This is a genomic window from Methylomagnum ishizawai (assembly GCF_019670005.1).
Taxonomy (GTDB): domain Bacteria; phylum Pseudomonadota; class Gammaproteobacteria; order Methylococcales; family Methylococcaceae; genus Methylomagnum; species Methylomagnum ishizawai.
This window is the reverse complement of the sequence record NZ_AP019783.1, coordinates 214,107-240,874: the sequence shown is the minus strand read 5'-3', so window position 1 is coordinate 240,874 and position 26,768 is coordinate 214,107. Positions and strand designations below refer to the sequence as shown.

The following is a 26,768-nucleotide window of genomic DNA, read 5'->3' as shown; positions in this document are numbered from 1 at the left end:
GCCCCGGAACCCCACCATGAGCGACGATTTCCAACCCGCCTGCCCCATCCCCATCGGCCAATATGAACACATCGTCCTGGCCCATGGCGGCGGGGGACGGCTGATGCAGCAATTGCTGGAACGGTTGGTGCAACCGGCCTTCGCCAATCCCTACCTCGCCGCCCGCCACGATAGCGCGGTGTTCGAAGTGGGCGGGCAGCGTTTGGCCTTCACCACCGATTCCTATGTGGTCAAGCCGCTGTTCTTCCCCGGCGGCGATATCGGCAAGCTGGCGGTGTGCGGCACCTTGAACGACCTCGCCATGGCCGGGGCCAAGCCGCTGTTCCTGAGCGCGGCCCTCATTATCGAGGAAGGCCTGCCCATCGCCGATTTGCAGCGGGTGCTGGAGTCCATGGCGGCGACGGCCCGGGCGGCGGGCGTCATGATCGTGACCGGCGATACCAAGGTGGTGGACCGGGGCAAGGGCGACGGTCTGTTCGTCAACACCGCCGGGATCGGCTTGGTCGGTCCCGGCGTCGATATTTCGCCCGCCCAGGTCCGGCCCGGCGATGCGGTGCTGGTGAACGGCGATATCGGGCGCCACGGCATCGCCATCATGGCCCAACGCGAAGGGCTGGCCTTCGAGACCACGCTGGAAAGCGATTGCGCCGACCTGTCGGGACTGGTGGCGTCCTTGCTGGAAGCCGGGGTCGAAATCCATTGCCTGCGCGACCTGACCCGCGGTGGTCTCGCCAGCACCTTGATCGAAATCGCCCAAAGCGTGGGGCTGGGTATCGCGCTCGAGGAAACCGCCGTGCCGGTACGGGAAGACGTGGCCGGGGCCTGCGAGATGCTGGGCTTCGATCCTTTGTATGTCGCCAACGAAGGGCGGTTCGCGGCCTTCGTGCCGGCCGCCGCGGCGGAACGGGCCTTGGCCTTGCTCCGCGCCCATCCCTTGGGCGACAACGCCCAGATCATAGGCCGGGTGGTCGCGGCCCATGGCGGGGCGGTGCATCTGGAAACCGCCTTCGGGGTCGGGCGCATCCTGGATTTGTTGAGCGGGGAACAACTCCCCCGGATTTGTTGATAACGACGACAGGAGGATAACCGTGGATTTGAATTCGCTATTGGCCGGAAAACAGGCCCGCATCGTCGCGGGCGGGCTCGCCGCCGCCGTGGGCTACGTCATGATGTACCCCGATTTGCTCGGCATCCCTTTGGAAAACGTCACGCTCCTGCCGGGCGTGCCCTTCGATCTATTCGGCGGCATCGTGTTCGCGCTGGGGATCTTCCTGATCGCGAAGGCCATGCAGGCCGATTGAAACCCACCCGAGGACCACTCCATGGGCGGCATCGCGGCACAGGTTTATGGCGCAAACGCGGCGGGAACGGACCTTGACGCCCTGGGATCGATCCCAGGGCGTTGCCAAACCGAGCGCTTCAACCGGGAAGACGGCCATGACTGAACCGGTGCCCGCCGATAACCACCATTTCCCGCAGCCATGAACAACCCCCACTGGTCCGCCCGCGACCTCGCCGTCCTCTGGCACCCTTGCACCCAGATGAAGGACCACGAGGATTTCCCGCCCATCCCGATCCGGCGCGGGCAGGGCGCGTGGCTGGAGGATTTCGAGGGGCGGCGCTATCTCGACGCCATCAGTTCCTGGTGGGTCAACCTGTTCGGCCACGGCCATCCCCAGATCAACGCGGCGCTCAAGGACCAACTCGATACGTTGGAACACGTCCTCCTGGCCGGTTTCAGCCACGAACCCGCGATCCTCCTGGCCGAACGCCTGACCCGGCTCGCCGGGCTGGACCGCTGTTTCTATGCCGACAATGGTTCTTCCGCCGTGGAAGTGGCCTTGAAGATGAGCTTCCACTACTGGCGCAACAGCGGCAAACCCGGCAAAACCCGTTTCATCGCCTTGAGCAACAGCTATCACGGCGAAACCCTGGGCGCCTTGGCGGTGGGCGATGTGGGCTTGTACAAGGATACCTACGCCCCCCTGCTGATGACGCCCCACACGGTCCAAAGCCCCGATTGCTATCTGCGCGAACCCGGCCAATCCTGGGCCGAGCATAGCGCCCAGAGTTTCGCGGCGATGGAGGCCGCGCTGGCCGCGCACGGCCATGAAGTCTGCGCGGTGATCGTCGAACCCTTGGTGCAGTGCGCGGGCGGGATGCGGATGTACGATCCCATCTATCTCCGCTTGCTGCGGGAAGCCTGCGACCGCCACGGCGTCCACCTCATCGCCGACGAAATCGCCGTGGGCTTCGGGCGCACCGGGACGCTGTTCGCCTGCGAACAAGCCGCTATCCGGCCCGATTTCATGTGTCTTTCCAAAGGGCTGACCGGCGGCTATTTGCCCTTGTCCTGCGTGTTGACCACCGATGCCGTCTACGCCGCCTTCTACGACGAATACGCGAAGCTCCGGGCCTTCCTGCATTCCCACAGCTATACCGGCAACGCCCTGGCCTGCCGGGCGGCGCTGGCGACGCTGGACCTGTTCGAGCGCGGAAACACCCTGGCGCATAACCGCATCCTGGCCCGGCATATGGCCGAGGCCACGGCGGGCCTGGCCGACCACCCCCAGGTCGCCGAAGTGCGCCAGACCGGCATGATCCTCGCCATCGAATTGGTCCGGGACAAGGCCAGCCGCACGCCCTACGCTTGGCAAGAGCGGCGCGGCCTGCGGGTTTACCGCCATGCCCTGGAGCACGGCGCGTTGCTGCGGCCCTTGGGCAATGTCATCTATTTCATGCCGCCCTATGTCATCGCGCCGGAGGAAATCCGCTTCCTGGCCCAGGTGGCGGAGGCGGGCATCGCCATCGCCACCCAGGACTGAACATGCGCATTTCCCGGCTGTACCTGCCCGAGCCCCTGGCCGAAGGCGCGACCCTGCGCCTCGACGAAGACAGCGCCCATTACCTCAAGACCGTGCTGCGCCTGAAGCGCGGCTTCCATTTGACGGTGTTCAACGGCGACGGCCACGAATACGCCGCCACCGTGGCCGAAGCCCACAAGGACGGCGTCGCCCTCGCCATCGGCGCACGCCGCGAGCGCGACGCCGAATCGCCGCTCGCCACCCATCTCGGCCTGGGGATCGCCCGTGGCGAGCGCATGGACCTCGCCATCCAAAAGGCGGTGGAACTGGGCGTGACCCGCATCACCCCGCTGTATACCGAACATTGCGTGGTGCGGCTGGACGAAGCCCGCAAGACCCACCGCCATAGCCATTGGCAAAAAATCGCGCGCAGCGCCTGCGAGCAATGCGGGCGCAACCGCGTCCCCCAGGTGGACGAGCCGGTCGAGCTGGAGGATTGGATCGGCGGGCAGGCGGGACTCAAGCTGTTCTTCGACCCGGAGGGCACGGCCAGCCTCAAGGATTTGCCGCCGCCGGAAGGCGGGGTATGCCTGTTGTCCGGGCCGGAAGGCGGCTTCGCGGAGCGGGAACGGGCCTGGGCGCGGGAGGCCGGGTTCGTGCCGGTACGGCTGGGACCGCGCATCCTCAGGGCGGAAACCGCGGTATTGGCGGCCCTGGCGGCGGCGCAGGTGTTATGGGGGGATTGGGGGTCAGTCGCGGAAATTGGTGAATTGCAAGGGCATATCGACCTCGGCCTTGCGTAGCAGGGCGATGGCGTCCTGCAAATCGTCGCGCTGCTTGCCGGTCACCCGGAGTTGCTCGCCCTGGATCGCGGCCTGCACCTTGAGCTTGCTGTCCTTGACCAGCTTGACCAATTGCTTGGCCAGGGGGGCATCCAAGCCTTGCCGCAGGGTGACGACCTGGGTGGCCCGCTTGCCGCTGATCTTAGGCTCGTCGATCTTGAGGCAGGCGATATCCACCCCGCGCTTGGTCAGCTTGGGCCGGAGGATATCCAGCATCTGCTGGAGCTGGAAATCGTTCTCGGCGTGCAGGGTGGCGACCGCCTCCTTCAACTCGTAATGGGCACCCGTGCCCTTGAAATCGAAGCGGGTGCCGACCTCGCGGTTGGCCTGGTCCACCGCGTTGGCGACCTCGTGCAGATTGACCTCGGATACCACGTCGAAGGATGGCATGGGCGGATTCTCCTCTCTCAGAACTTGCGGGCCTTGGCGATGGTTTCGTAGGCCTTGCGGATTTGCTGGGTTTTTTCGTTGGCGCGGGCCACCTGGGATTCGGACTCGCCCTGCGCCACCCGCTTGTCGGGATGGTGGCGGCTCATCAGCCGCCGGTAGGCGCGTTTGATGGCGTCCTCGTTGTCGGCGGGGGAGACGCCCAAGGCCGTGTAGGCCTGGGCCAGGGAAAACTCGTGGCCTCCTGCCACCTCGCGCCGCCCCCATTGGTAGCCCCGGCCACCGGGGCGGGCGAAACGCCGCTCCGCTTCCATCCGCGCCCGCATCGTATGGAACTCGAAGCGGGAAAACCGCAGCCGGTCGCACAGGCGCAGCAACAGGCGTTCCTCCGGGCCGTTGAGGACGCCGTCGGCCAGGGCGGATTCCAGTTGGATCTCGACGAACATGCGCAGCAAGGCGTGGCGCTGTTGGCATTCGGCCTGGAATTGGTCCAGCACGCCGTCGAGCGCGAACTCGGGCCGCTTGCCCTCGCCATACAGGCGGATGGCGGCGCGGCGGGTCTCCTCCGGCAGTTCCAGACGGTTCATCATGGCGCGGGCGAAGTCGATCTCGGCCTCGTTCACCCGTCCGTCGGCCTTGGCGATATGCCCCATGACCGAGAAGGTCGCGGTGAGGAACGCCACCTGCAAGCGTTGGCGCTCGCCCGGTTTGGCGTCGGACTCCAACAAGATGGCTTCCGCCGTCTTGCGGTCGAGTTGATGCCCGAGCGCCGCACCGAAGATCGCGCCCAGAGGCCCCCCCATGAACAAGCCGAAGGTTCCGCCGACGACTTTGCCAAACCATGTCATATTCGCGGATTATTGGGTGTGCTTGCGGAAATGCCGTGAAACTTACATGATTGGCCGTTTTTCATAAAGCCCAACCCGATGAACGCCACCGACACCCTTTACCACAGCGAGGCCACCGGGCTCGCCCTGCGCGGCCGCGGCAAGGTCCGCGATATTTTCGATATCGACGCCGACCATATGCTGATCGTCACCACCGACCGCATCTCGGCCTTCGATTGCATCCTGCCCGATCCCATCCCCGGCAAGGGCCGGGTGCTGACGGCGGTTTCCAATTTCTGGTTCGGGAAGCTGGGGCATATCGTGCCGAACCATCTGTCCGGGCTGGCGCTGGCCGATATCCTGCCCGACCCGGCGGTGCGCGCCCCCTTGGAAGGCCGCTCGGTGGTGGTGAAGAAACTGCGGCCCCTGCCGGTGGAGGCGGTGGTGCGCGGCTACCTCATCGGCTCCGGCTGGAAGGACTACCAAGCCACCGGCGCGGTGTGCGGGATCGCCCTGCCCGAAGGACTGCGCCAAGCCGAGCGGCTGCCGAACCCCATCTTCACGCCCTCGACCAAGGCCGAATTCGGCCAGCACGACCAGAACATCGACTTCGCCCAAACCGAAGCCCTGCTCGGCCCCGAGCTCGCGGCCCGGGTACGCGACACCAGCCTCAAGCTGTACACCGAAGCCGCCGCCTACGCCCTGGAGCGCGGCATCATCATCGCCGACACCAAGTTCGAGTTCGGGCTGGACGCGGCGGGCAAACTCTACCTGATCGACGAGGCGCTGACCCCGGATTCCTCCAGGTTCTGGCCGGTCGATCAATATCAGGTCGGCATCAGCCCGCCCAGCTTCGACAAGCAATTCGTGCGCGACTACCTGGAAAGCCTGGTTTGGGACAAGAATCCGCCCGCCCCCCACCTGCCGCCCGAGATCATCGCCAAGACCGCCGAGAAATACCGCGAAGCCCAGGCGCGGCTGACCCAACCCTAAGCCACCCCCGCAAGCCGTCCGCGCCCCGCGGACGGCGGCGCTTATCCGGGGCCGTCCCTGCCCGCGAGCCGGTCCAGCGCCCAATAAAACCCCTGGGTCAAGACCACGCCCAAACCGAAACCGCCGATGAAAAACTCGGAGGCGTGGTGTCCCATCTCGGTGGCGAGGAACCGCCCCAGTAAAAAGCCGACCCCCAGCGCGGAACCGATCCGCAGCCGCTTAACCATCTCGCTCGTATCCATATCCAGCCTATTCGTGGGAAGACCCCGGATTATGGACGATCCAGCCCCGCCCTAGCCAATCCCGATCCACACCGCCATCGCCCTTGGACCGCCCAACCTAGGCAGCAGGCACCGCAACGCCTTTCATCCATATGGATAAGCCGATTGTCGGTTTGCGCTAAACTTGATAGCCAAAACTGATATATTCCGGCCTCGTCCTTAGTCAAAGTGACGAGGCCAATATGTTAAAAGCAAAGATAGCGGGCTTTACCCTGATCGAACTTGTGGCGACTGTCTCGATAGCGGCTCTCGTGTTGATCTTGGGCCTTCCGAGTTTCCAAGACATGATCCGCGCCAACCGTATGGCCGCCCATTCCAACCGTTTCCTGGGCGCGTTGAACCTGGCGCGTAGCGAGGCGATCAAGCGCGGCCAGATGGTGTTCCTATGCAAGGCGGACACGGAGGCGGCACAACCCGCCTGCGATTCCGCTCCTTGCTCCGGCGGCGGCTGCTGGGAAAAAGGCTGGCTCGTCCTGGCCGACGCCAACGTCCCGCCGAACAACCTGCCCGACGACGCGGACACCCTGATCCGGGTATTCGAGCCCCTGCCGAAGACGCTGACCTTGCGGGTGGGCTCCCACGACGCGGATTGGGTCGCGTTCAATTCCGTCGGGACGGGCAAGGGCAGCGGCGCGGGCGGGCAGGTGGACGACACCTTCAACCTCTGCCAAGGCGACAACGCGGCGCAAGGCCGGGCCATCGTCCTCAACAGCCTGGGCCGCGCCAGGGTGCGGACGGGAGCCACGGCATGTCCTTGAACGCCGCCCGCGCCTGCCAAGGCTTCACCCTGCTCGAAGTCCTGATCGCCGCCCTGGTCCTGGGCGTCGGCCTGCTGGGACTGGCCGGGCTGCAAACCCTGGGACTGCGCGGCAGCCTCAGCGCGGTCCAGCGCTCCGTCGCCACCCAACTCGCCGCCGAAATCATCGACCGCATCCGCGCCAACCCCGGCGCCCTCGGCAATGGCAACTACGACAACCAGGCCGGCACCAACGCCATCGACTGCCTTTGGAACGCCTGCTCGGACGCGCAAACCGCGGATTACGACCTGAGCCAATGGGCCGCCGAGGTGAAAAAGCGCCTGCCCGATGGCAGCGGCGTGGTCTGCACCGACGGCAGCCCCGACGACGGCACGCCGGTATCGACGGGCTGCGGCGGCGGGGGCACCTACACCGTGAAAATCTGGTGGGACGACGACCGCACCGGGGACGCGGAACAATACCAACGCTTCTCGACCAGCTTCTCGCCATGAGCGACCCGCCCCGGCCCGGCGCGGGCTTCTCCCTGGTCGAGATCATGGTGGCCCTGGCGACGGGGCTGCTGCTGATGGCGGGCATCGGCCAGGTCTATCTCGCGACCAAACAAACCTACACCGTCCAGGAACAACTCTCCCGGCTCCAGGAAAACGCCCGCTACGCCCTGGACCGGATGGGGCGGGATATCCGCATGGCCGGCTCCCTGGGCTGCACCTCCCAATCCCCGGCCACCGTGACCAATACCCTCAACGCCAACGGCAACCCTTTCTACGACTTCGGCACCCGGCTCGCCGGCTACGAGGCCAAGGGTTCCTTTCCGGGGGAACGCCTGGCCATCCCGGGCAACCCCCAGACTTCGGGGGCGACCGCCCAATGGAACCCGAGGCTGCCCGCCGCGCTCCCCACCAGCATGGTCCTCGGCAACGATATCCTGCTGGTGCGCGGGCGGGCCGATAGCGGGGTTCCCGATGCGTTGCAAAGCGCGACCCCGGATACGGTGACGGTCGCGCCCTCGGGCGATCCCGGCCAACCCGGCCTCCAGCCCGACGATTTCGTGATGGTGGCCGATTGCTCTTCCGCCTATGTGTTCCAGAACACCGGGGCCGGCAATCTCCTCGGCCACGCGGCGGGTGGCAATCCCGGCAATGCCACCACCACCTGGAGCGCCATCAAAACGGCGAACCTCGCCTCGCTCCAGAACCCCCACGGCTCGCTGCCCGCCGAGGTCTACCGGGTGGCCTCGACGCTGTATTACCTGTCGCGGGCCGACAACGACCCCGGCACCTCGCTCTACCGCAAGCCCAGGAACAGCGGCACCAACACCCCCGGCGAAGCCGTGGTCGAGGGCGTGGAAAACATGCAACTGGTCTACGGCGTACAAAATGGCAATGGCACGCTCCAATATTCCCCCGCCTCCAGCATCGCCGATTGGAACCGGGTCGTCAGCGTGCGGATCGCCCTGCTGCTGCGGAGCGTGGAGGACAACGTCCGCAAAGACCCGGACGCCGAACTCTACGACCTCAACGGCACCTGGATCGACCCCGCCGACGACCGCCGGCTGCGGCAGGTCTTCACCGCGACCATCGCCCTGCGCAATGGCATCCGCGTCCAATAAGCCCCCCGGAATCCACAGCATGCGCCGGATCGCCTCCCAGGCCGGCGGAGCCCTCATCGTGGGATTGGTGACGCTGCTGGTCATGACCGTGATCGGCGCGGCGGCGGTGCAAACCACGGCGCTGGAGGAAAAAATGGCCGGCAACGCCCGCAGCCGGGATTTGGCCTTCCAGGCCGCCGAGTCCGCGCTACGGCAGGGCGAGCGATGGTTGCGGAACCAAGCCCTGGCGTATCCCGGCGGCGAAGTGCCCTGCACCGGCACCCCCGCCGACGGCTTGGATGGTTCGGGCTGCTATGCCAGCGATATCCAAGCGATCCCGGTCTGGAAGCTGATCGACAACGCCGACGCCTGGAACGACCCGGCCCGGACGACGCCCTACATGGGTTCCCTGGCCCAAATCGCCCAGCCGCCCAGCTACATCGTGGAAAAACTGCAATTCGTGGACGACCCCGGCAACGCCGGACTCACCGCCGGGAGTCCGCCGGTACAGAACCATTATTACCGCATCACCGCGCATGGCGGTGGCGGCACCCCGGACGCCGTCGCCATCGTGCAATCCACCTATAAAACCAGCCACTAGGGGTATCGCCATGCACAGCGGATTCGACGGCCCACCCATCCCATTCCGGCGCGGTGCGCTCGGGGCGGCGGTATTGGCGTTGTCCTGCGGCATGCCGACGGCGCGGGGGGAGGGTTCGATTGCCGACGTGCCGCTGTTCCTCGGCAATGCCGAAATGCCCAACGTCATCATGGGAGTGGACGATTCGTCCAGCATGACCGCCGAAGTGGTGATGCCCTATGGCGTGAACGACTCCTATTATTTCGCCACCAACACCTATGTGCAGGCTTCGCTGTTTCCCGATGCCTATAACAACCCCTTCGGCTTGGCCACGCAGGGGGGCGGTTCCAACCTATATACCACGGGCGTCGTGCCGCCGCTTCCCGAATATGCCGACGCCCGCTCCCCGGCGTTCAATAGCCAGTATTTCGACCCCGGCACCGATTACCAGCCCTGGGCCGATTACGATCTGGTTTTCAACCCCTCCGATCCCGCCGCGGCGCGTTGGGACCCGGTCAAATCGAACAGGCCGACCGAAAATATCGTACCCAACTATAACAATAACGCCGCCTGTCCGCCCCCGACGCCTGATTTCCCCAATACCTTCCCGCTCGACAGCCCCATAAAATGCGCCGGCTGGGGTTATACCTTCTATGCCGGCACGGGCAGCACCCCCTTCCGCGGCAAGGGCTATTACCTTGTAAACGGCGCGAAAACCTGGGATGCCCCGACCCTGCCCGCGGATACCCCTTATTTCAAATGGAGCACCCCGAATGGTTCGGTCAACAGCGGCACCTGGGTGACCAACCCGGATTCGCTCAGAAACCCCTTTAAGCTAAACGATCCCTCCAACTCGCTCCCGCCGCTGAACAAACTCGGGGTGCAATATTATCCGGCGACCTTCTACCTGCCGGATACCCTCGATATCCGTGCCGCCTATCCCAAGTATTTCAGCTCATACGTCCACGACCTCGAACACGACGCCATCGTCAAAGGGCTGGATTCCGCCAGCCCCCCGGCCTTGCAGGCGTTATATTGGGATTTGGACAATGGCGGCGGCATCGATTATCTGGACAAGGATACCTGGAACCTCGGCGGGCAAAGCCGGACCCGGCTGAAGCGCTATGAAATCCGCTGCGATAGCGCCCATTTCTCCGACCTGAACCAATGCGCGTCAGCCTTGCGGAATTTCGCCAATTGGTTCACCTATTACCGGAGCCGGCAATTGGCGACCCGGGGGGCCATCGGCTTCGCCCTGGAACATATCAAGGGCATGAACCTGGGTATCTTCAGGATCAACGCCGTGATCGAAGCCCCTCCCGGTGTGAGCAATATAAAAACCCCGCTACCCAGCCTGGCGCTGAAGAATCTGAGCAATGTCGGCGACCGCAATGCCTTGCTGACCAATAATGACAACGGGGTTTACTATTATAATTTCACGGGGGCCACGCCCAACCGGCAGGCGGTGAAATACATGGGGATGCAGTTCGAGCAGGCGGACACCATCCAATACTCCTGCCAAAAAAACTCGGGTATCCTGTTCACGGACGGTGCCTACGACTATAAAGCCAATGTCACGATAGGCGTCGGCAATGTCGATAACAGCCTCTTCAAAAGCGGCGACGGGAAAAATATATTCTCGGGGATAGACCCCTATAAGGATGGGGCGTCGGATACCCTCGCCGATATCGCCATGAAATATTATGTCGGACTTGATTCCGCCACTCCAGGCCTCTCCCCAGGCCAGGTGCCCATCCCCAGCGCCTGCGCCAAGCCGGGGCACGATCCCGGCCTGGATTGCAACAACAACCCCCACATGAATTTCTACGGGGTCAGCCTGGGCGTTCCGGGCAAGCTGTTCAAGCCGGACAATCCCAAGCTCGACCCCTACGCCCTCACCGCTGCGGACTGGCCATCGACCACCAGCGCGTTCACCATCGCCGACAAGGAGGACGACTTCTGGCACGCCACCCTCAATGGCCGGGGCCGGTTGTTCAGCGCCAAAAACCCCGTGGACCTCCGCGACAAACTGGGCGAGATCATCAACACCATCGCGCAAAACTCGGGCTCCGCCTCCTCGGTCGCCACCACCTCGGTCTATCTGAGCGCCGATACCCTGGTGTTCATGGCCGGTTTCGACAGCGGCGATTGGAGCGGGGAGGTCTACGCCTTCAAATTCGCCGACGGGCGGCTCTCGGACCCGCCGGTTTGGCAAGCCTCCGCGAAGCTGACCAGCGCCTCCTATCCCTACCGCCAGCAACACATCTTCTCCTACAATCCCCAGGGCACCGCCTGCGGTGGCGGGGCGGTCGGCAAGGCCATCCCCTTCGACTGGGAATTCTTGAATTGCGACCAACAGGCCCAGCTCGACAGCGGGTACGATCCCGACCAGACCCTCCCCCCGGACAAGCTCGGCCCGGCGCGGGTGGAATACCTCAAGGGCGATACCTCCAAGGAAATGCGCCACGGCGGCCCCTTTCGCGACCGCACCGACGCCAAGGGCAGCACGGAGCGCCTGCTCGGCGACTTCGTGAATTCCAACCCGGCCTTCGCCGGTGGCCAGGATTTCGGCTACGACCTGCTGCCCGGCACCGAAGGCACCGCCTACGCCGATTATCTCGCCAACGACAAGGCCAGCCGCCCGCCCATGCTCTATATCGGCGGCAACGACGGGATGCTCCACGCCTTCAACGCCACCGGCGGCGCGGCGGGCGGCGAGGAGGTGTTCGGCTATGTGCCCAGCACCGCCTATGCCAACCTGAACCGGCTGAGTTCCCCGGCCTATATCCAGGATTCCAGCCACCACAAATTCTTCGTGGACGGCTCGCCCTGGGTGGGCGACGCCTATTTGGGCGGGCGCTGGAAAACCCTCCTGCTGGGCACGACCGGCGCGGGCGGGCGCGGCGTCTTCGCGTTGGATATCGGCCATCCGGGTGGGTTCGGCACCGCCGACGTGCTGTGGGAATTCGCCACCACCGACAACACCCGTCTGCCCGACCTGGGCTATAGCCTGCCCCAGGCCGTCCTGCTCCGCACCAACGACGAGGAACATCCCTGGGTGGCCCTGGTGGCGAACGGCTATTACAGCCAGAACGGCCACGCGGTGCTGTTCGTCCTCGACCTGGCCAGCGGCAGTCTCCTCAAGCGCTTCGATACCCTGGCGGGCGGCAACGCCTGGATCGACAAAAACGGCCTGTCCTCGCCCATCGCCATCGACATGAACCAGGACCGCAAGGCGGATTATGTCTACGCCGGGGATTTGACCGGCAACCTCTGGAAGCTCGATTTCACCGATCCCAAGCTCGAGAACTGGGATTTCGCCCATCATGCGGGCGGCAGGCCCGCGCCCTTGTTCGTCGCCTGCGTCAATAACGGCACGCCCTGCGCCGACGCCGACCGGCAACCCATCACCGGCAAGCCCCAGGTCGGGCTGGCCCAGGGCCAATTGCCCGGCTTCATGGTGTACTTCGGCACGGGACGCTATTTCCTCCAGGGCGACAATGACCCCACCGCCCCCATCGGCCAGCAGCCGCAAACGCTCTATGGCGTCTGGGACGGCAATTCAAGCACCGGCACGGTCCCGCCGGTGGCGAAGGCCAAGCTGGCCCGGCAAACCATCCTCGGCGAAGCCCGCCTGGGGCTATACAAGGCGCGTTTCACCTCGTCCAACCCGGTCGATTACGCCACCCAGCAAGGCTGGTATCTGGACCTGATCGGCCCCGGCGGCGAGGTCCGGGGCGAGCGCTCCGTGAGCGACCCGGTGCTGCACGACGGCAAGATCACCTACACCACCCTCGCGCCGACCCAACAGCACTGCGCCGCCGGCGGCAGCGGTTGGATCATGGAACTGGACGCCTTCACCGGGGGCGCGCCCGCCGTCGATGCGCCGCTGTTCGACGTGAACAAGGACGGCCACATCGACGGCAAGGATATCGGGAACGGCGGGGCACCCACGGGACTGGCCTTCGACGCCCTCCCCAGTTCCACCCGCATCGTCCGCGATGGCGGCCATATCCACCGCATCACCAACACCTCGGCGGGCGTCGACGACGAAGGCCGGGCCAGCGCGGAAGTCCAAAAGGGCAATAGCGCCGACAACCCAGGCCGCCAATCCTGGCGGCAAATCCGCTGAACCCCCCACAGGACACCCCGCCATGAACCAACCTCCACATCCTTCCGGCTTCACCCTGGTCGAGGCCATCGTCGTCCTCGCCATCGTCGGCATCCTGGCCGCCATCGCCTATCCGAGCTACACGGAGCAGGTGCGGAGCGGACGGCGGGCCGACGCGGAAGGTGCCTTATATGGCCTGCAACAAGCCCTGGAGCGGCTGTTCACCACCCACAGCAGCTACGCCACCGCCGCGCTGGGTTTGGCTCCCGGCTCGATCTTTTCCGACCAAGTCCCGGCGGACGGCCCGCCGAACTATCAACTACAGATCGCCGACCTCACCGCCACCGGCTACACCTTGAAGGCCGTGCCCGTGGGCGTCCAGGCCCACGACCGTTGCGGCACCCTGACGCTCAGCTCGGCCAATGTGCGGGGCATCGCCAACGCGCTGCCGGGGCTGGCCGTCGCCGACTGCTGGCGCAATTAGCGGTCGGAATGGCCCAACGAACGGTCGGGGGCGATCTCGTCGCGGACCCGCTGCTTCAACTCCTTGGCCTCGGGGAAGCGTCCCTCCTGCTTGCGCGACCACAGCGTCCTTTCCCCGCAGCGCACCTCGAACACCCCGCCCGTGCCGGGGATCAAGGCCACGCCGCCCAATTCCTCCTCGAAGGTGGTCAATAACTCCTGCGCCAGCCACGCCGCCCGCAACAACCAGCGGCACTGGGTGCAATATTCGATCTCGACCCGCGGTTTCCCGGACATGCTTCGCTCCTCCCGTTGCTGTTTACAATAAGCCCCCATGCTAACAGGAACCCCAGGGGGAAAAACCATGCGAACCTATCTGGTCGGCGGCGCGGTGCGGGACATATTGCTCGGCCTTGAGGTCAAGGAACGCGATTGGGTGGTGGTGGGCGAGACCCCGGACAGCCTGGTGGCCCAGGGTTTCCGTCCGGTGGGCAAGGATTTCCCGGTATTCCTGCACCCGGAAACCCGCGAGGAATACGCCCTGGCCCGCACCGAGCGCAAAACCGCCCCCGGCTACCACGGCTTCGCGGTCCACGCCGCGCCTGGGGTCACGCTGGAACAAGACCTGTTGCGGCGCGACCTCACCATCAACGCCATCGCCATGGACACCGAGGGCCGCGTGATCGACCCCTATGGCGGGACGCGGGATTTGGAAGCCCGCTTATTGCGCCATGTCTCGCCCGCCTTCGGCGAAGACCCGGTGCGCATCCTCCGGGCGGCGCGTTTCGCCGCCCGTTTCGCGCCGCTGGGATTCCGGGTGGCGGACGAGACCCTGGACTTGATGCGGCGCATGGTCGAAGCGGGGGAGGTGGACGCCCTGGTCCCGGAGCGGGTGTGGGCGGAATGGCTCAAGGCGCTGAACGAACCCAGGCCGGGCGGGTTCTTCGAGGTGTTGCGGGCGTGCGGGGCGTTGGCGCGGCTGTTCCCGGAAATCGACCGCTTGTTCGGCGTGCCGCAACCGCCACAGCACCACCCGGAAATCGACACCGGCATCCACACCCTCCTGGTGCTGGCGGCGGCGGCGGAACTCTCGCCCGATCCGGTGGTGCGGTTCGCGGCCCTGACCCACGATCTCGGCAAGGGTTTGACCCCACCGGAACACTGGCCCCGGCACCGGGGCCACGAGCAAGCCGGACTGCCCGCGCTGGACGGCCTGTGCCACCGGCTCAAGGTGCCCAACGCCTTCCGCAAGCTGGCGGAAAAAACCATGCGCTACCACGGCCATTGCCACCGGGCCTTGGAATTGCGCCCCGGCACGGTGGTCGATCTATTGCAGCGGCTGGAAGCCTTCCATCGCGGCGACGCCCTGGAAGCTTTCCTGCTGGCCTGCGAAGCCGACGCCAAGGGCCGTACCGGCTTCGAGCAACGGCCCTATCCGCAGGCCGCTTGGTTGAGGGCGGCGCGGAACGCGGCGGCGGCGGTGCCGGTGGCCCCGTTGCTGGACAAAGGCTATCAGGGCGTGGCACTGGGCGAGCAACTCAGGCGGGAGCGCATCCGGGCGGTGGCCCAAGCGCGCCGCGAAGCCTTCAACCACAGCGATACGGCAGCAGCAACTTGACGCGGGCACCATGGGGCCGGATGTTGGCGAGGCTGAGCTGGCCCCCGAGGTCGCGGGCGAAGCGCTGCACCATGGCCAAACCCAGCCCGGTCCCGCCCGGCCTGCCGGTGGCGAAGGGCCGGATGCCGCTTTCCAGCATTTCCCGGCCGAAGCCCGGCCCGTCGTCGGTGACGCTCAACACCACCCGTTCCTCCTCGGCCTGGACCTCGATCAGGATACGGCCCTCGCCGTTCCGCAACACCTCCGCCGAATTCAGCACCAAGTTCAACAGGCTCTGCCGCAAACGGCATTCGGGTAGACGGCAGATCAGCCGCTCCGGCCCCTCGAAATCCAGCCTTACCCCCGGCGGCACCTGATAACGCACCAGCGACACCAGTTCGCCCACCATCGTCGATAGATTGAATTCGCAGACCGGGGCCGGGGTGTGCTTGCTCTGGTCCAGCAATTCATTGAGCAAACGGCCCATCCGCTTCAATTCCTCCATGACCAGGGAAGCCCGCTCGGTCTGTTCGGGATCGGCCAGTTCGTTGCGGAGGTTGGCGATGCTCATCTGGATACCGGCCAGGGGATTGCGGAGTTCGTGGGCGATCCCCGCCGCCAATTCGCCCACCGCCGCCAGGCGCTCGGTCCGCGCCAAACTCGCCTGTTGCTCCAACAGGGCGCGGGTGGCGGAACGCACCTCGGCCTCCAACGACTCGGCGTAATGGCGCTTGGCCTCCTCCAACTCGGCCAGATGGCGCACCATCTCGTTGTAGCTTTGGAACACCGGCAGCAACAAGGGATCGATGGCCTGGGTGCCTATCGGCGTGAAATCCTCGCGGGCCAAGCGCAGCAACAATTCCTTGAGGTCGTGCAACGGGGCCAGGATGCGGTGGCTGATGAACAAGCCCACGAACAACAACAAAGCCGCCACCACGGCGAAGGCCAACTCGACCTCGGTGCGGGTTTCCTTGCCGATATCCTCCAACAAGCGCTCGCGCTCCAAGGTCTCCGCGTCCATCATCGCGCCGGTGATATTCAGCGCCTGCAACAGCCGGGCTTCCTGCTGCTCCGTGGTCGCGCCCTCGTTCGCCAAGTCGGACACCATCGCGCTCAGTTCGGCCAATTGGGTCGGCGTGGCGGGGGCGACGTGATAATCCTCCCGCGCCAAATCCCCGATCTCGGCGGACAGGCGGGACAATTGCGCGGCGTCCAGGCGCTTGGTGTGGTGGATGAAATAATCGGTGAGCGCGGCCTGCAAGTCGGACGTGACCTGCTGGATGCGATGGGCATAGCTGACATAGGCCCGCATGGTCTCGAAGCGTTCGAGGTTGCGCCAGATCATCCCCCCGAGCAGGGCGAACACCAAGAGGACCAGGAGCAGCACGGCCCAGCCGCGCCATTGGGCGTATTTATAGGAAAAAGATCTCACGAGCGGGGTCCGGGTGTGGAATCGACCCCCTCGATTATAAGCCGTGGCGGGCGGATGCCGGACCACGGGTTCGGCGGGGCGGGGCGGACGGGGTCCGCCCCTTGCGGAAACGGACCCGTTCGGAATCGGGCTTGGACGTAGCGCCGCCCGCACCCCATGGGGAGGAAAGCCAAAACCGCGCATCGCCAAGCCCCAAGCCTGGACGACGCCCAGGACCGTTACCGGGGCGTGCTGAGTTCGCCTTCGCGGTCGTCGGTCTTGCGCTTGCGGGCCGCGAGCGGATGGTCGGAATAAGGCTCGTGGTTTTCCAGGCCATGGATTTCGCAACGCCCGCCCCGACCGATATAGTCGTGACGGTAGTGGTCGATGAATTCCATCACCGTATGATCGACCAGATAAGCCTCGGACAGGTCGAAAACCACCGTCCGCCCTTCGGGCAACTCGGCGACTTCGCTCTTGAGTCCGATGAAGTTGGAAAAGATCGCCGAACCTTCGACCCGGACATGGTAGATACCGGGATGGGTTTGCTCCACCGCATAGGATATCTTCAACAATTGGCGGATATCGACGCCGCGCAAAATATGGATGAGCAGCTTGGCGAAGATGCCGATGAACACGCCGACCAAAAGATCGGTCGCCAGCACGCCGAGGATGGTGGCGCAGAAGATCGCCAATTGCTCCTTGCCAAGGTCCAGGGTCTTGGCGAATTCCTTGGGGGAAGCCAGGCGGAAGCCGGTATAGACCAGGAGCGAGGCCAGCGAGGCCAGGGGAATCTCATGGATCAGCCGGGGAAAGAACACCACGAACGAAGCCAGGAACAGGCCATGGAAGAAATTGGCCCAGCCGGTTTTGGCCCCGTTGTTGACATTGGCCGAAGAACGGACGATCTCGGCGATCATCGGCAAACCCCCGATGGCGCTCGCCAGCAGATTACCCACGCCGCCGCGGTCAGGTCGCGGTTCAAATTGGAATAGCGCTTGTAGGGGTCGAGTTTATCGACAGCGGTGGCGCTCAACAGGGATTCGAGACTCCCGACCAAGCAGATCGACAACACCGCGGCCCAGAATTCCGGGGTCGCGATCTTGCCGAAGTCGGGGAAATAAAAACCCTCGGCGACATTTTCCGGGATCGTCACCAGGAATTTGGGACCGATGGTGTATTCATGGTGCGGAAGGAATTGGGCGTCGGTCAGGAAGCCATAGACATGCTCGTGGTCCAGGTCGAAATAGCGCTCCAAGGCCATGCCCACCGCCACCACGACCAGCGGGGCCGGAATCATCTTGAGATAACGGTTCTTCACCAAGGACCACGCGATGAGGATGGCCAGCCCGGTGAAGCCGATGCAGGCGATTTCCGGGTTCATCTCCACGAAGCTGTGCGGCACCTCGGCGATGGTTTCCAGGATTTCCTTGGCCTCGGGCTTGACGCCCAGCATGGTGTGGATTTGCTTGGCCATGATGATGATGCCGATGGCGGCCAACATGCCATGTACCACCGAGGCCGGGAAATAGGCATTGAGCTTGCCGGCCTTCAGCAAACCCATCAGGATTTGAAACACGCTGGCGACCACGATGGCGGCCAGGGTATAGCGATAACCCGCCATGGCATCGCCTTGGCCCAGCGATTGCACCGCCGAGAGGATGACCACGATCAAGCCGGCGGCGGGACCGTTGATGGTGACATAGGAGCCGCTGAGGCGGGAAACCACCACGCCGCCGATCACGGCGGTGATGATGCCGGCCATCGGCGGGAACCCCGAGGCCATGGCGATGCCCAGGCACAAGGGCAGGGCGATGAGGAAGACCAGGAAACCGGACACCATATCGGAGCGCCAGTTTTCGACCAGGCCGGGAAAGCCGGTTTTGGGCAGGGAGCGGGATGGAGCGTTCATGACGAAGCGATGAGGTTGGATGAAGTCGAAGCCAGGATGCGACGACCATGCCAGTCCCATACGGCCACCCAGCCGCTTGATATTACGAAGGTAATTTCCGGGCCAAATCACCCAGGGGTCCGGCGGGATGCACCGATGGTTCAAATCAACCCAAGACTCGGGGCTTATCAACCTTGGGCCTACCCAAGCCCACACCCATCAAGGACGCGGCCCCCGCACCTGGAACCTGACCGTATCCAACACCGCGCCATCCCCGCGCTTGAGTTCCAAGCCGTGGTTGCCCGGCACGGGCGACCACGCCCAGGGCGAGCGGGCCGGGCCGAGATCGGCCCCATCCAGCACGAAGCGGGCCGCCGCGCCTCCTTTCGCCTTGAACCAAACCCGCTGATGGCGCGGCGGAATATCGGGATCGAGGGCGATGACGACGCCACGGGGCGGCGACTCGATGCGCGGCGCATGGGTGCCGGCCACCACGAGGCGCAGCGTCTCCGCCTCGGTGCCCGCCAGGAACCATTCCCGGCGCGGCGGCTCGATAGCGGGTTCATAGCGGATATCCCGCGCGGCCAGCCCGGCGGGCGCTGCCGGGGGCGGGCTAGGCTCCGCCGCGTGCAGACCGTTCATGATCGCCAACCAAGCCGGGGCCGCCCCGGTCACGCCCGAGACCCCGCGCATGGGGTCGCCCTCGAAATTCCCCACCCACACGCCCACCGTATAGCGGCGGCTGAAGCCGATGCACCAATTGTCCCGCATGTTCTTGCTGGTGCCGGTTTTCACGGCGGTCCAGTAACGGGTGGAAAGAGGGCTATCCAGGCCGAAGGTCAAGGACCGGCCCGCGCTGTCGCTCAATATGTCGGCGACGATGAAAGCGGCCCCCGCGTCCAACACCCGGCGCGGCTCCGGCCCCGAAGCCTCGGGCAATAACCGCAACGGACGCCACAATCCTCCGTTGGCGAGGCTGCGGTAGGCATTGACCTGTTCCGGCAAATTCACCTCCGCCGAGCCCAGGGCCAAGGAAAATCCATAATACTCGCCGTCCTCGGTCAAGCCGGCATAACCCAAATCCCACAGGAGATCGCGGAAGCGCTCCACCCCGACCAGGCCCAGGGCGCGCACCGCCGGCACATTCAGGGAAGACGCCAAGGCGGTACGCACGCTGACCGGGCCTTTGAAATCGCGGTCGTAATCTTGCGGGATATAGAGTCCGGTGGTGGTTTCCAGGTTGACCGGCGAATCCTCCAGCACCGAAGCCGCCGTGAGGTAGCCTTGTGCCACGGCCAACCCGTACAGGAAAGGCTTGAGCGTGGAACCGGCTTGGCGGCGGGCGGCGGCACCATCCACACCGGGCGAGCGCGAATCGCCCCCCGCCGAACCTACATAGGCCAGGATTTCACCGCTGGCGTTATCGGCCACCACGGCGGCGGCGTCGCGGACATTCTGGCCGTCCAGGCCCGCCAATTGTTGCCTGAGCGCCTCCAAAACCCACCGTTGCCAGCGGGCCTCCAAGGTAGTCCGCAACCGTTCCCCGGGTTTTTTCAGGAAGCGCCGCGCCAAATGGGGTGCCAGGTTCGGCTCGGGCAGGATGCCGGGCTTATGCTTGAGCAGGCCATCCACCAGGGTCTCCAGTTCGGAATGTTCCACGTGGAACATTCCGGCCTGGGCGATAGCGCGGGCACGGGCTTGGAGCCGGGCCGGATCGGCTTGGGGCGCGGGCAGGAACGCGGCCAGCAACACCGATTCGGCTTCGCCCAACCCCGAAGGCCGTTTGCCGAACAGTCCCTGGGCGGTGGCGGCGATACCTTGCAACTCGCCCCGGAATCCAACCCGATTGAAATAGGCTTCCAGGATTTGCGCCTTGCTCCAGCGCCGCTCCAAGGCCAGGGCCAGGGCCATCTGCCGGAGCTTCTGGCCGATGCCGCGTCCGTCGCGCCGGTTCAAACCGGCATCCAGGAAAGCCGCGACCTGCATGGTCAGCGTGCTGGCCCCGCGCTTGCGCCCGTGGAACACCCGGTCCGCCACGGCCCCCGCGACCGCCACAACATCCACGCCCGGGTGCCGGTAGAACCGCCGGTCCTCGGCGGCCACGACGGCCTTGGGCAGGGCAGGGGAGATATCGGCTAAGGGCGTCCAATCCAAGCGCCGCGCCGAAGGATCGAGCCGCAGGCTGTGGATCACCTCGCCATGGCGGTCCAGCAGATAGGCTTCGGAAGGCACCCAAAGCGCCCGGACCTCATCGAAGCCGGGCGCTTGGATCGTCCAGCTTGCCAGCCATACGCCGACGGGGAGCCCCGCGATCAGCAAGATCGAACCAAGGAAAAAAACCAACGGTTTGCGGATGATGTTCATAGGTCGGGAGCGAGCGGGGGAGGGCGCTGCCAACCGCCCTCCGCGCTGGATCGAAAGGAAAGATTTAGGGCGCGGGCCGCACCTCGGCCGCCGCGTTCGGATATTCCCCGAACATCTCCGGCGCGTACATGGCCTCGATGCGGGTGGCGGGCAGCTCGAAACGGCCCGGATTATTGAAACGCACCGTATATTCCACCGTCCATTGCCCCTTGGGCACGAAGCGGTAGTAGGCGCGGAAGCCATCGAAACGGCGTTCCTCGTAGGCGGGCCAGGTCCAGCCATCGTCGCGTTTTTCGCCCTGGGTCAACAGCTGGGAATCCCGGCCCAATCCGGTGCCCAGCACGGTGGAACCCGCCGGCACCGGATCGTCCACCACCACCCAGGCCATGTCTGACTGGGCTTCCAACGCCAGGGTCACGCGGGCGGTATCGCCACGGGTCCAGACACCGGGATGCCTTTGCTCCACCGGGACCACCGTGCGTTGCAGCTTGAACCCGCTGGACAAGGGCGCGTCCAGGGGCAGGGCGGCCCTGGATTGCACCATCACCCAAGGCTTGCCCGTGCCTTCCTGGCGGATGCCCAAGGCGGCTTGTTCCTGCGGCCAGGGGAAATTCAGGCTGCCGCGGCGGCTTTCCGCGTTCCAAGCGAACCCCCGCGCCGTGCCCGCCAGCGTGGCCTGGGTTTCCCCGGTCACGGGCACGGATTCGAAGGCCGCGCTGAATTTCTCCAAGGCCAGCACGCCCCAGGCGTTGGCCGTGGTGAGGTTCCAGCGGCCCTTTTGCTGGCGGCCGACCGCGCCCCGCACCAAGCGCGGCAAATCCGCCCGCCATCCGGGTTCATCCAACACTTCCAGCACCATCCGCACGGCGTTGACATCGCCGGACAGCATCAGCCACCACAGGGCGTCGTCGCGCTCGGTCGAAAAGCCCAGGGTCGTGCCTTGGAAATTCAGCCGGGAACGCAGGATTTGCTCCGCTTCCGCCTTGCGCCGCCCACGGTCGGGCAGGGTTTCCAGGCGGTTCAAGAGGTCGAACCAATCCAGCACCGCCGAGGTCGGCCACAGGTTGGGCTCGATGGCGATGGAATCCAGCGATTCCCGCCGCGCCAGGCCATAACGCGCCAAAGCCGCCACCGCCGCCAGCTTGCGGATGGACAGGTCCGCCGTGGGCAGGGCGGAATCCCGCACCACGCGGCCCGCGACAAAGTTTTGCAGCGCCCCGGTCATCCGCTCCTTGGCGGCTTCCGGCAGTTCCCACCCGGCGGCGTGGGCGATGGCGAGGACGTAGGCGGTCAGGGTATCGCTGCCTTCCAGGCTATCGCTGGGGAAATATTTCAGCAGGCCATCGCGGTCCAGATAGGCGGGCAGGGCGTCCATGACTGTGTGCCAGCGGGCCGGATCGCGCAGGGCGACGGCCACGGAAATCCTTTGTTCCAGGCAGATATAGGGATAGCGGGCCATATAGGCGGCGACCCCGCCGGTGGCATCGCCCAGACGGGCCTGCACCTCCACCCGTACCCCGCCGCGTCCGGGCACCGCGCCCGCCGGCTTCTCCACCGCCATGGTGAGGGGATGGTCGAGTTGTTCCAAGGTGGCCTGATAGACCCGCACCGGATGCACCGGTACCACCTCCTGGCCCACCCGCAGCCGGTCCCCGCTAGCGCCGGAGGGTTCGCGGGCGGCGATCTCCCACAGCAAGCGGCCCGCATCGACCGGCACCGTCAACTCGAAGGCCAATTCCTGGGCCGCGCCGGGCGCGAGTTCCAGCGTGCGGGGCGGGAATTCCGGCAGGGCGGTTCCGGCGGCGTTGGCGACCCGCGCCTCGACCGCGAGGGCGATGGGACGCTGGGAGGCATTGCGGACCGTGACCACGCCGGAGAAGCGGTCGCCCTCGCGGACCATGGGCGGCAGGCCGGAATGCAGGATCACATCCTGGTGGGTACGCAACACCCCGGAGCCGGTCCCGAACCGATCCAGGCCGGCGTTGGCGACCGCCACCACCCGGAACGAACTGAGCGAGTCGTTCAGGGGAATCTCCACCTCGGCCTCGCCGTTCCCGTCCAGGGGCAAACGGCCTTTCCACAGCAATAGCGTATCGAACAATTCCCGCGCCGCCTGCCGCCCGCCACCGCCGCCATGGGGCACGGCTTTGCGGCCATAATGGCGCTTGCCCACCACCTGCATCTGCGCGGTGGAGGTGTAGACCTCGATGGGCCTCGGGTCCATCATCTTTTCCAGCAATTGCCAGGAAGGATTGGGCTTGAGTTCCAGCAAAGCCTCGTCCACCGCCGCCAGGGCCACCTCGGTGCCGGGCGGCGGGGTGCCGCCATCGGCGCGTTTGACCTTCACCTTGACCTTGGCGGTATCGCGCACCTTGTAGACCGGCGCGTCGGGTTCGACCTTCACGTCCAGCCGGTAGGGATTCCAACCCACCCGGATTTCGGCCTGGCCCAGGCGGTAGGCGGGTTTGCCCAAATCGGCCAGCGCCGTGGGGGCGCCGCCTTCGACCGGCCAGGGCCAATGGAACTTCCGCGCCATATCCGCCAGCCAGGATTGCCCATCGCCCACCCGGCCCCGCACCGCCAACACGGAGACGTAAACATTCGGCGCGTGATGATCCAGGACCGGCACTTCGATCACCGGCGTCCGGCCTGATAAATGGGTCACGAAGGTCTCGGCCACGCCTTCGCGTTCCACGCTGACCAAGGCCGTGGCTTCGCGGAACGGCATCCGCACCTGGAAACGGGCGGTCGTGCCGGGCTGGTATTCCTTTTGTTCGGGCAGCACATCCATGCGGTCGGCGGCACCGCCCTGGAACCACCCGTCATCCTCCCCGGCCACCCAGGCGCTGGCCACGGCGAGCGCCGGGTTGCCCTGGCCGTCCTGGGTCTTGGCTTGCAGCAGGATTTCGCCGCTGGCGTCCGGGGCCAAGGTGCAGAGCAACAAGCCCTGGGCATCGGTCCTGCCTTCGCAGCCGCCAGCGATGCGCTTGACCTCGGAGCGGTTGTCGTAGGCATAGAAGCCGCCGATCAGCCGCTTGCGGTAGGAATAATAAGTCCGCTGATAGAGTTCCACGGCGATTTTCTGCCCCGCGACCGGCTGGCCCGCCAAATCCAAGGCCACGGCCCGGAGCCGGACCTGGTCGCGGCTGGAGGCCCAACCCTCGGTTCGCACGCCAACCACGACCTGGGCCGACCATAGCGGAATCCGCTGGGTCACGGCTTCGAGTTCGCCGTTGGCGTCCTGGTATTCCAGTTCGGCGACCAAGTCCTGGGGCTGGGTGGCGACCGGCAGATCGGTCAGGGTGGCGCGGCGGGCACCTTGGGCATCGAGGGTCAGCGCCAAGGTCTGGGCGGGTTTGCGGGCGGTGGCGGGCTCGTCGGCATCGTAGTCGCTTTCCTCGAACAAACCTTCCCGTACGGCCTCGCCGCCGAAGCTGTAATCCGGGTAATCGGCGAATCTCAGCGCCTTGGGTTCCACCAAGCTCCGCAGCTTCACCGGCGTATTGCCCGCGCCGCCGCCGCTCAGATAGGCAACGAACACATCCAACGGGACCGAGCGGGCATTGACCAGCGGAGCGGCGGGCGGCTGGATCGCCGCCTTCATGGTCGGCAGGCGGAATTGTTCCACGTGGAACATTCCAGCGGTGAAGCGCTTGTCCTCGGCGACCAGGGTCAGGCTGTATTCGCCCAGCTTGGCATCCTTGGGAATAGCCCAGGTGCTTTCGGCCACCCCGGTCGCGTCGAACCGCACCGGCATCTCGAACTTCTGGTCACTGCCAGCATGATAGATTTCCAGCCGGGTCGGGACGGCAGCCTCGGGCAAGGCGGCGAAACCCTGCAAAGTATGCCGCCGCAGGAAATGCTTCATGGATACGGTTTCCCCGGCCCGGAACAAGGCCCGGTCCAGCACCGTATGCGCCAATGCCTGCCCGTCATAGCCGCCGGTAGGGAGATTGAAGTCGGTGGGCGCGATGCCCTGGTTCCACGCCGACACCGTGAAACCGAGATCGCCCGGCACCCTGGCGCTGACGAACAAGGGATGCGCGTCCCAACCCTCGTCGCAGTAGGCCACATCGCTGGGCGCGCCCAAGGTTTCCGGTGCCGCGATCCGGGCGATGCCGTCCGGGCCGGTCCGGCCTTGCCAGAGGCTCTGGCCGTTGCAGTAATCGCTGATCCGCACCTCGGCCCCCGCCACCGGATCGGCTTTATCCAGATGCGTCACCCACACCACCGAGCCTTCCCGGCCCCATAGGAAATGCACCGCCAGATTGCTCACCAAGGCGGCGGTGGCGACATAGCGCGGGCGGCTATCGCCCAGCAAGGCGGCCCCCAGTTTGGGGCTGGCGAGTTCCACCACATAGAAGCCGGATTTTTCCAAAGGGATGCCGACCACCTCGAATTCCTTCCCGCCCAGGGGCTTGGGCAGGGTGATGGCTTGGGCTTGGTCCTGGGCGGCGAACACCGATTCCGCGCCGGTTTCTTCCCGCCAAATGGGCTTGCCATCGGGTCCGGTGCGCTCCAACCACTGCCCCCGCACCCGGCCCGCCGCGCCGACCCGGCGGATCCAACGGGCGATTTCGGCATCGTCCTGGTCGAAGCGCTTGACCTGGCCGGGAATGCCGTCCGGGGCCACCGTCAAATTCCGGCCCGCCACCGTGGGTTCCAGATTGCGCAAAGTGACCGGCAACACGCCGCCCGCCTCGCGCTCGATGATGCCGAAATCGCCGGAGAACTTGGCGAGCGGCGGATATTCGTCGGTGGCGGTGGGCAGGGGGAAGCGGGCGGCGTTTTCCAGGGGACGGCCCGCGTCGTCCTGGAAACCCTCCGGCAATTCCACCCGCAGCTTGGCTTTTTCCGGGAACGGCCCTTTGAACACCGCCTCGTCGGCGGTCGGGGTCTTGGCCGCGTCGATAGGCTCTGGCGGATAGGTTTTGCCCGTGCCATCGACGATGCGGGTCCGGGCCAAATCTTCCGCCTTGACCTGGGCGCTGAACGACAAGCGGATCGGCAACATGGGCAGGCAATCGGCCTGGGCGTTCACCCGTTGGCACTGCAAGCGGGCGCTGAAAGCGGGGCGGGTTTTGAACGCCAGGACTTGGTCTTCGGCGGTCGCGACCCCGCTGGCGGAACGGATGCCTTGGCCCCACACCAGCTTCACCCCGGCTTCCGGCGGCAGGGCGCGGCGGCATTGCAACACCACCAATTGCGACTCGGCTTTTTCCAGCAGGGTTTTGTCCTCGACCCTGAGCAGGCTTTCCGCGCCGTTCTTCCACAGCACCTCGTAATAGGCGTAGCCCAGACGGCGGCGCTGGGCCAGGATGGCTTCCCGCGCCGCCCCGGCCAGGAGATCGACCTCGACCTGCTCGGACAGGCCCGCGATTTCACAGCGCACATGCTCGCGGAGGGAGGCGGGATCGGCCTCGCCGTCCAGGCCCAGGATGAACACCTGATGCTCGTCGATGGCCTCGTCGCCTTGTTCCGGCAAGGAGGCGCGGATGGCGGGTCCGCCGGTGTCGAAGCCGAAATCCCGTTCCCCGGCCAGGGCCGCGCCCGCCAGGGTGCGCAGGCCGGGCTTGAGGGTGAACCGGCATGCCACCCCGGCGGGCAAATCGCGCTCGAAGTCGTACACCCAGTTGCGGGCATCGGCCCAGCGGCCCGCGCCCGGTGCGGGGCAATCGACCGTGAACGGGGCCGGTCGCCGTGGATCGCCCAGGGCCACCATGGGTTCGGCAAAACGCACCGCCACCTGCCGCACGTCCTTCACCGTGCCACGGGGGGAAAAGACCTCGACACGCGGCAGGTCGGCTTCACCCGCCCATACCGGGACGACCACGCAAAACCACAACCAGATAGCACGCAACATGGGGCGATC

The 26,768-nt window shown here is 65.7% G+C and carries 19 protein-coding genes and 1 pseudogene; 12 read left to right on the top strand and 8 right to left on the bottom strand.

Annotated elements, in window-relative coordinates; translation table 11 throughout:
- Nucleotides 1-16: 16 nt before the first annotated feature.
- The 4 genes from hypE (at nucleotide 17) to K5658_RS00990 (ending at nucleotide 3,607) form a co-directional block, all read left to right on the top strand.
- Entirely contained in the window at nucleotides 17-1,066 is a 1,050-nt protein-coding gene (gene hypE, locus K5658_RS01005) for a hydrogenase expression/formation protein HypE (protein WP_221065141.1), read from the top strand.
- 28 nt (nucleotides 1,067-1,094) lie between these two features.
- A complete protein-coding gene (locus K5658_RS01000; RefSeq protein ID WP_221065140.1) occupies nucleotides 1,095-1,301 on the top strand; it encodes a hypothetical protein in 207 nt (68 codons plus the stop codon).
- A gap of 180 nt (nucleotides 1,302-1,481) precedes the next feature.
- Complete coding sequence (locus K5658_RS00995) at nucleotides 1,482-2,825, top strand: adenosylmethionine--8-amino-7-oxononanoate transaminase (protein ID WP_221065139.1); 1,344 nt, start codon at nucleotides 1,482-1,484, stop codon at nucleotides 2,823-2,825.
- 2 nt (nucleotides 2,826-2,827) lie between these two features.
- Nucleotides 2,828-3,607 carry a 16S rRNA (uracil(1498)-N(3))-methyltransferase gene (locus tag K5658_RS00990; RefSeq protein WP_221065138.1) on the top strand — a complete coding sequence of 260 codons (780 nt, stop codon included), beginning with the start codon at nucleotides 2,828-2,830 and terminating at the stop codon, nucleotides 3,605-3,607.
- Here K5658_RS00990 and K5658_RS00985 read toward each other — a convergent pair.
- The gene (locus K5658_RS00985; protein ID WP_221065137.1) at nucleotides 3,554-4,036 is read right to left on the bottom strand and encodes a YajQ family cyclic di-GMP-binding protein; all 483 of its coding nucleotides are present in this window, start codon (nucleotides 4,034-4,036) and stop codon (nucleotides 3,554-3,556) included. The two genes, K5658_RS00990 and K5658_RS00985, sit on opposite strands and share 54 nt — an antisense overlap.
- 17 nt (nucleotides 4,037-4,053) lie before the next feature.
- Complete coding sequence (djlA, locus tag K5658_RS00980) at nucleotides 4,054-4,881, bottom strand: co-chaperone DjlA (protein ID WP_221065136.1); 828 nt, start codon at nucleotides 4,879-4,881, stop codon at nucleotides 4,054-4,056.
- Nucleotides 4,882-4,959: 78 nt separating this feature from the next.
- Between djlA and K5658_RS00975 the strand changes: the two genes are divergently transcribed.
- Complete coding sequence (locus K5658_RS00975; RefSeq protein WP_221065135.1) at nucleotides 4,960-5,853, top strand: phosphoribosylaminoimidazolesuccinocarboxamide synthase; 894 nt, start codon at nucleotides 4,960-4,962, stop codon at nucleotides 5,851-5,853.
- 41 nt (nucleotides 5,854-5,894) lie between these two features.
- Here the strand turns inward: K5658_RS00975 and K5658_RS00970 are convergent, their stop codons facing one another.
- On the bottom strand, nucleotides 5,895-6,080 hold the full coding sequence (locus tag K5658_RS00970) for a hypothetical protein (protein WP_246628537.1): 186 nt from the start codon (nucleotides 6,078-6,080) through the stop codon (nucleotides 5,895-5,897).
- A 338-nt stretch (nucleotides 6,081-6,418) separates the two neighbouring features.
- On the opposite strand from K5658_RS00970, the gene K5658_RS00965 reads away from it, so the two are divergent.
- From K5658_RS00965 to K5658_RS00940, 6 genes are read left to right on the top strand one after another with little or no spacing between them, the layout of a single operon-like run.
- On the top strand, nucleotides 6,419-6,892 hold the full coding sequence (locus K5658_RS00965) for a GspH/FimT family protein (protein WP_221065133.1): 474 nt from the start codon (nucleotides 6,419-6,421) through the stop codon (nucleotides 6,890-6,892).
- Nucleotides 6,883-7,383 carry a type IV pilus modification protein PilV gene (gene pilV, locus K5658_RS00960; RefSeq protein WP_221065132.1) on the top strand — a complete coding sequence of 167 codons (501 nt, stop codon included), beginning with the start codon at nucleotides 6,883-6,885 and terminating at the stop codon, nucleotides 7,381-7,383. The genes K5658_RS00965 and pilV overlap by 10 nt, the downstream gene beginning before the upstream one ends.
- Nucleotides 7,380-8,501, top strand: coding sequence for a PilW family protein (locus tag K5658_RS00955; RefSeq protein ID WP_221065131.1), 1,122 nt, complete (start codon nucleotides 7,380-7,382; stop codon nucleotides 8,499-8,501). The genes pilV and K5658_RS00955 overlap by 4 nt, the downstream gene beginning before the upstream one ends.
- A 19-nt stretch (nucleotides 8,502-8,520) precedes the next feature.
- Complete coding sequence (locus tag K5658_RS00950) at nucleotides 8,521-9,081, top strand: pilus assembly PilX family protein (protein WP_221065130.1); 561 nt, start codon at nucleotides 8,521-8,523, stop codon at nucleotides 9,079-9,081.
- A 10-nt stretch (nucleotides 9,082-9,091) separates the two neighbouring features.
- Complete coding sequence (locus K5658_RS00945) at nucleotides 9,092-13,192, top strand: pilus assembly protein (RefSeq protein WP_221065129.1); 4,101 nt, start codon at nucleotides 9,092-9,094, stop codon at nucleotides 13,190-13,192.
- Nucleotides 13,193-13,214: 22 nt separating this feature from the next.
- Nucleotides 13,215-13,655, top strand: a complete 441-nt coding sequence (locus tag K5658_RS00940; protein ID WP_221065128.1) for a type IV pilin protein — start codon at nucleotides 13,215-13,217, stop codon at nucleotides 13,653-13,655.
- Here the strand turns inward: K5658_RS00940 and K5658_RS00935 are convergent.
- Entirely contained in the window at nucleotides 13,652-13,930 is a 279-nt protein-coding gene (locus tag K5658_RS00935) for an Rdx family protein (RefSeq protein WP_221065127.1), read from the bottom strand. The genes K5658_RS00940 and K5658_RS00935 overlap by 4 nt on opposite strands.
- Before the next feature lie 67 nt (nucleotides 13,931-13,997).
- Here K5658_RS00935 and K5658_RS00930 point away from each other — a divergent pair, with 67 nt between their 5' ends.
- Nucleotides 13,998-15,251, top strand: a complete 1,254-nt coding sequence (locus K5658_RS00930; protein WP_221065126.1) for a multifunctional CCA addition/repair protein — start codon at nucleotides 13,998-14,000, stop codon at nucleotides 15,249-15,251.
- Here the strand turns inward: K5658_RS00930 and K5658_RS00925 are convergent.
- From K5658_RS00925 to K5658_RS23875, 4 genes and pseudogenes are all read right to left on the bottom strand, one after another.
- Nucleotides 15,220-16,662, bottom strand: a complete 1,443-nt coding sequence (locus K5658_RS00925; protein ID WP_246628536.1) for a sensor histidine kinase — start codon at nucleotides 16,660-16,662, stop codon at nucleotides 15,220-15,222. The two genes, K5658_RS00930 and K5658_RS00925, sit on opposite strands and share 32 nt — an antisense overlap.
- 218 nt (nucleotides 16,663-16,880) lie before the next feature.
- A pseudogene (locus K5658_RS00920) lies at nucleotides 16,881-18,553 on the bottom strand (SulP family inorganic anion transporter).
- Between the two features lie 198 nt (nucleotides 18,554-18,751).
- Complete coding sequence (pbpC, locus tag K5658_RS00915) at nucleotides 18,752-20,896, bottom strand: penicillin-binding protein 1C (protein ID WP_221065125.1); 2,145 nt, start codon at nucleotides 20,894-20,896, stop codon at nucleotides 18,752-18,754.
- Between the two features lie 64 nt (nucleotides 20,897-20,960).
- Nucleotides 20,961-26,759 carry an alpha-2-macroglobulin family protein gene (locus K5658_RS23875; RefSeq protein WP_221065124.1) on the bottom strand — a complete coding sequence of 1,933 codons (5,799 nt, stop codon included), beginning with the start codon at nucleotides 26,757-26,759 and terminating at the stop codon, nucleotides 20,961-20,963.
- Between the last annotated feature and the right edge of the window lie 9 nt (nucleotides 26,760-26,768).

What these genes read in the sequence shown, in the direction of transcription:
- hypE (WP_221065141.1), top strand. Translation starts at nt 17, where the DNA reads ATGAGCGACGATTTCCAACCCGCCTGCCCCATCCCCATCGGCCAATAT.
- K5658_RS00965 (WP_221065133.1), top strand. Translation starts at nt 6,419, where the DNA reads ATGATCCGCGCCAACCGTATGGCCGCCCATTCCAACCGTTTCCTGGGC.
- K5658_RS00940 (WP_221065128.1), top strand. Translation starts at nt 13,215, where the DNA reads ATGAACCAACCTCCACATCCTTCCGGCTTCACCCTGGTCGAGGCCATC.
- K5658_RS00975 (WP_221065135.1), top strand. Translation starts at nt 4,960, where the DNA reads ATGAACGCCACCGACACCCTTTACCACAGCGAGGCCACCGGGCTCGCC.
- K5658_RS00990 (WP_221065138.1), top strand. Translation starts at nt 2,828, where the DNA reads ATGCGCATTTCCCGGCTGTACCTGCCCGAGCCCCTGGCCGAAGGCGCG.
- K5658_RS00935 (WP_221065127.1), bottom strand. Translation starts at nt 13,930, where the DNA reads ATGTCCGGGAAACCGCGGGTCGAGATCGAATATTGCACCCAGTGCCGC.
- K5658_RS00970 (WP_246628537.1), bottom strand. Translation starts at nt 6,080, where the DNA reads ATGGTTAAGCGGCTGCGGATCGGTTCCGCGCTGGGGGTCGGCTTTTTA.
- K5658_RS00955 (WP_221065131.1), top strand. Translation starts at nt 7,380, where the DNA reads ATGAGCGACCCGCCCCGGCCCGGCGCGGGCTTCTCCCTGGTCGAGATC.
- pbpC (WP_221065125.1), bottom strand. Translation starts at nt 20,896, where the DNA reads ATGAACATCATCCGCAAACCGTTGGTTTTTTTCCTTGGTTCGATCTTG.
- K5658_RS00985 (WP_221065137.1), bottom strand. Translation starts at nt 4,036, where the DNA reads ATGCCATCCTTCGACGTGGTATCCGAGGTCAATCTGCACGAGGTCGCC.
- K5658_RS00950 (WP_221065130.1), top strand. Translation starts at nt 8,521, where the DNA reads ATGCGCCGGATCGCCTCCCAGGCCGGCGGAGCCCTCATCGTGGGATTG.
- djlA (WP_221065136.1), bottom strand. Translation starts at nt 4,881, where the DNA reads ATGACATGGTTTGGCAAAGTCGTCGGCGGAACCTTCGGCTTGTTCATG.
- K5658_RS00945 (WP_221065129.1), top strand. Translation starts at nt 9,092, where the DNA reads ATGCACAGCGGATTCGACGGCCCACCCATCCCATTCCGGCGCGGTGCG.
- K5658_RS00930 (WP_221065126.1), top strand. Translation starts at nt 13,998, where the DNA reads ATGCGAACCTATCTGGTCGGCGGCGCGGTGCGGGACATATTGCTCGGC.
- pilV (WP_221065132.1), top strand. Translation starts at nt 6,883, where the DNA reads ATGTCCTTGAACGCCGCCCGCGCCTGCCAAGGCTTCACCCTGCTCGAA.
- K5658_RS00995 (WP_221065139.1), top strand. Translation starts at nt 1,482, where the DNA reads ATGAACAACCCCCACTGGTCCGCCCGCGACCTCGCCGTCCTCTGGCAC.
- K5658_RS23875 (WP_221065124.1), bottom strand. Translation starts at nt 26,759, where the DNA reads ATGTTGCGTGCTATCTGGTTGTGGTTTTGCGTGGTCGTCCCGGTATGG.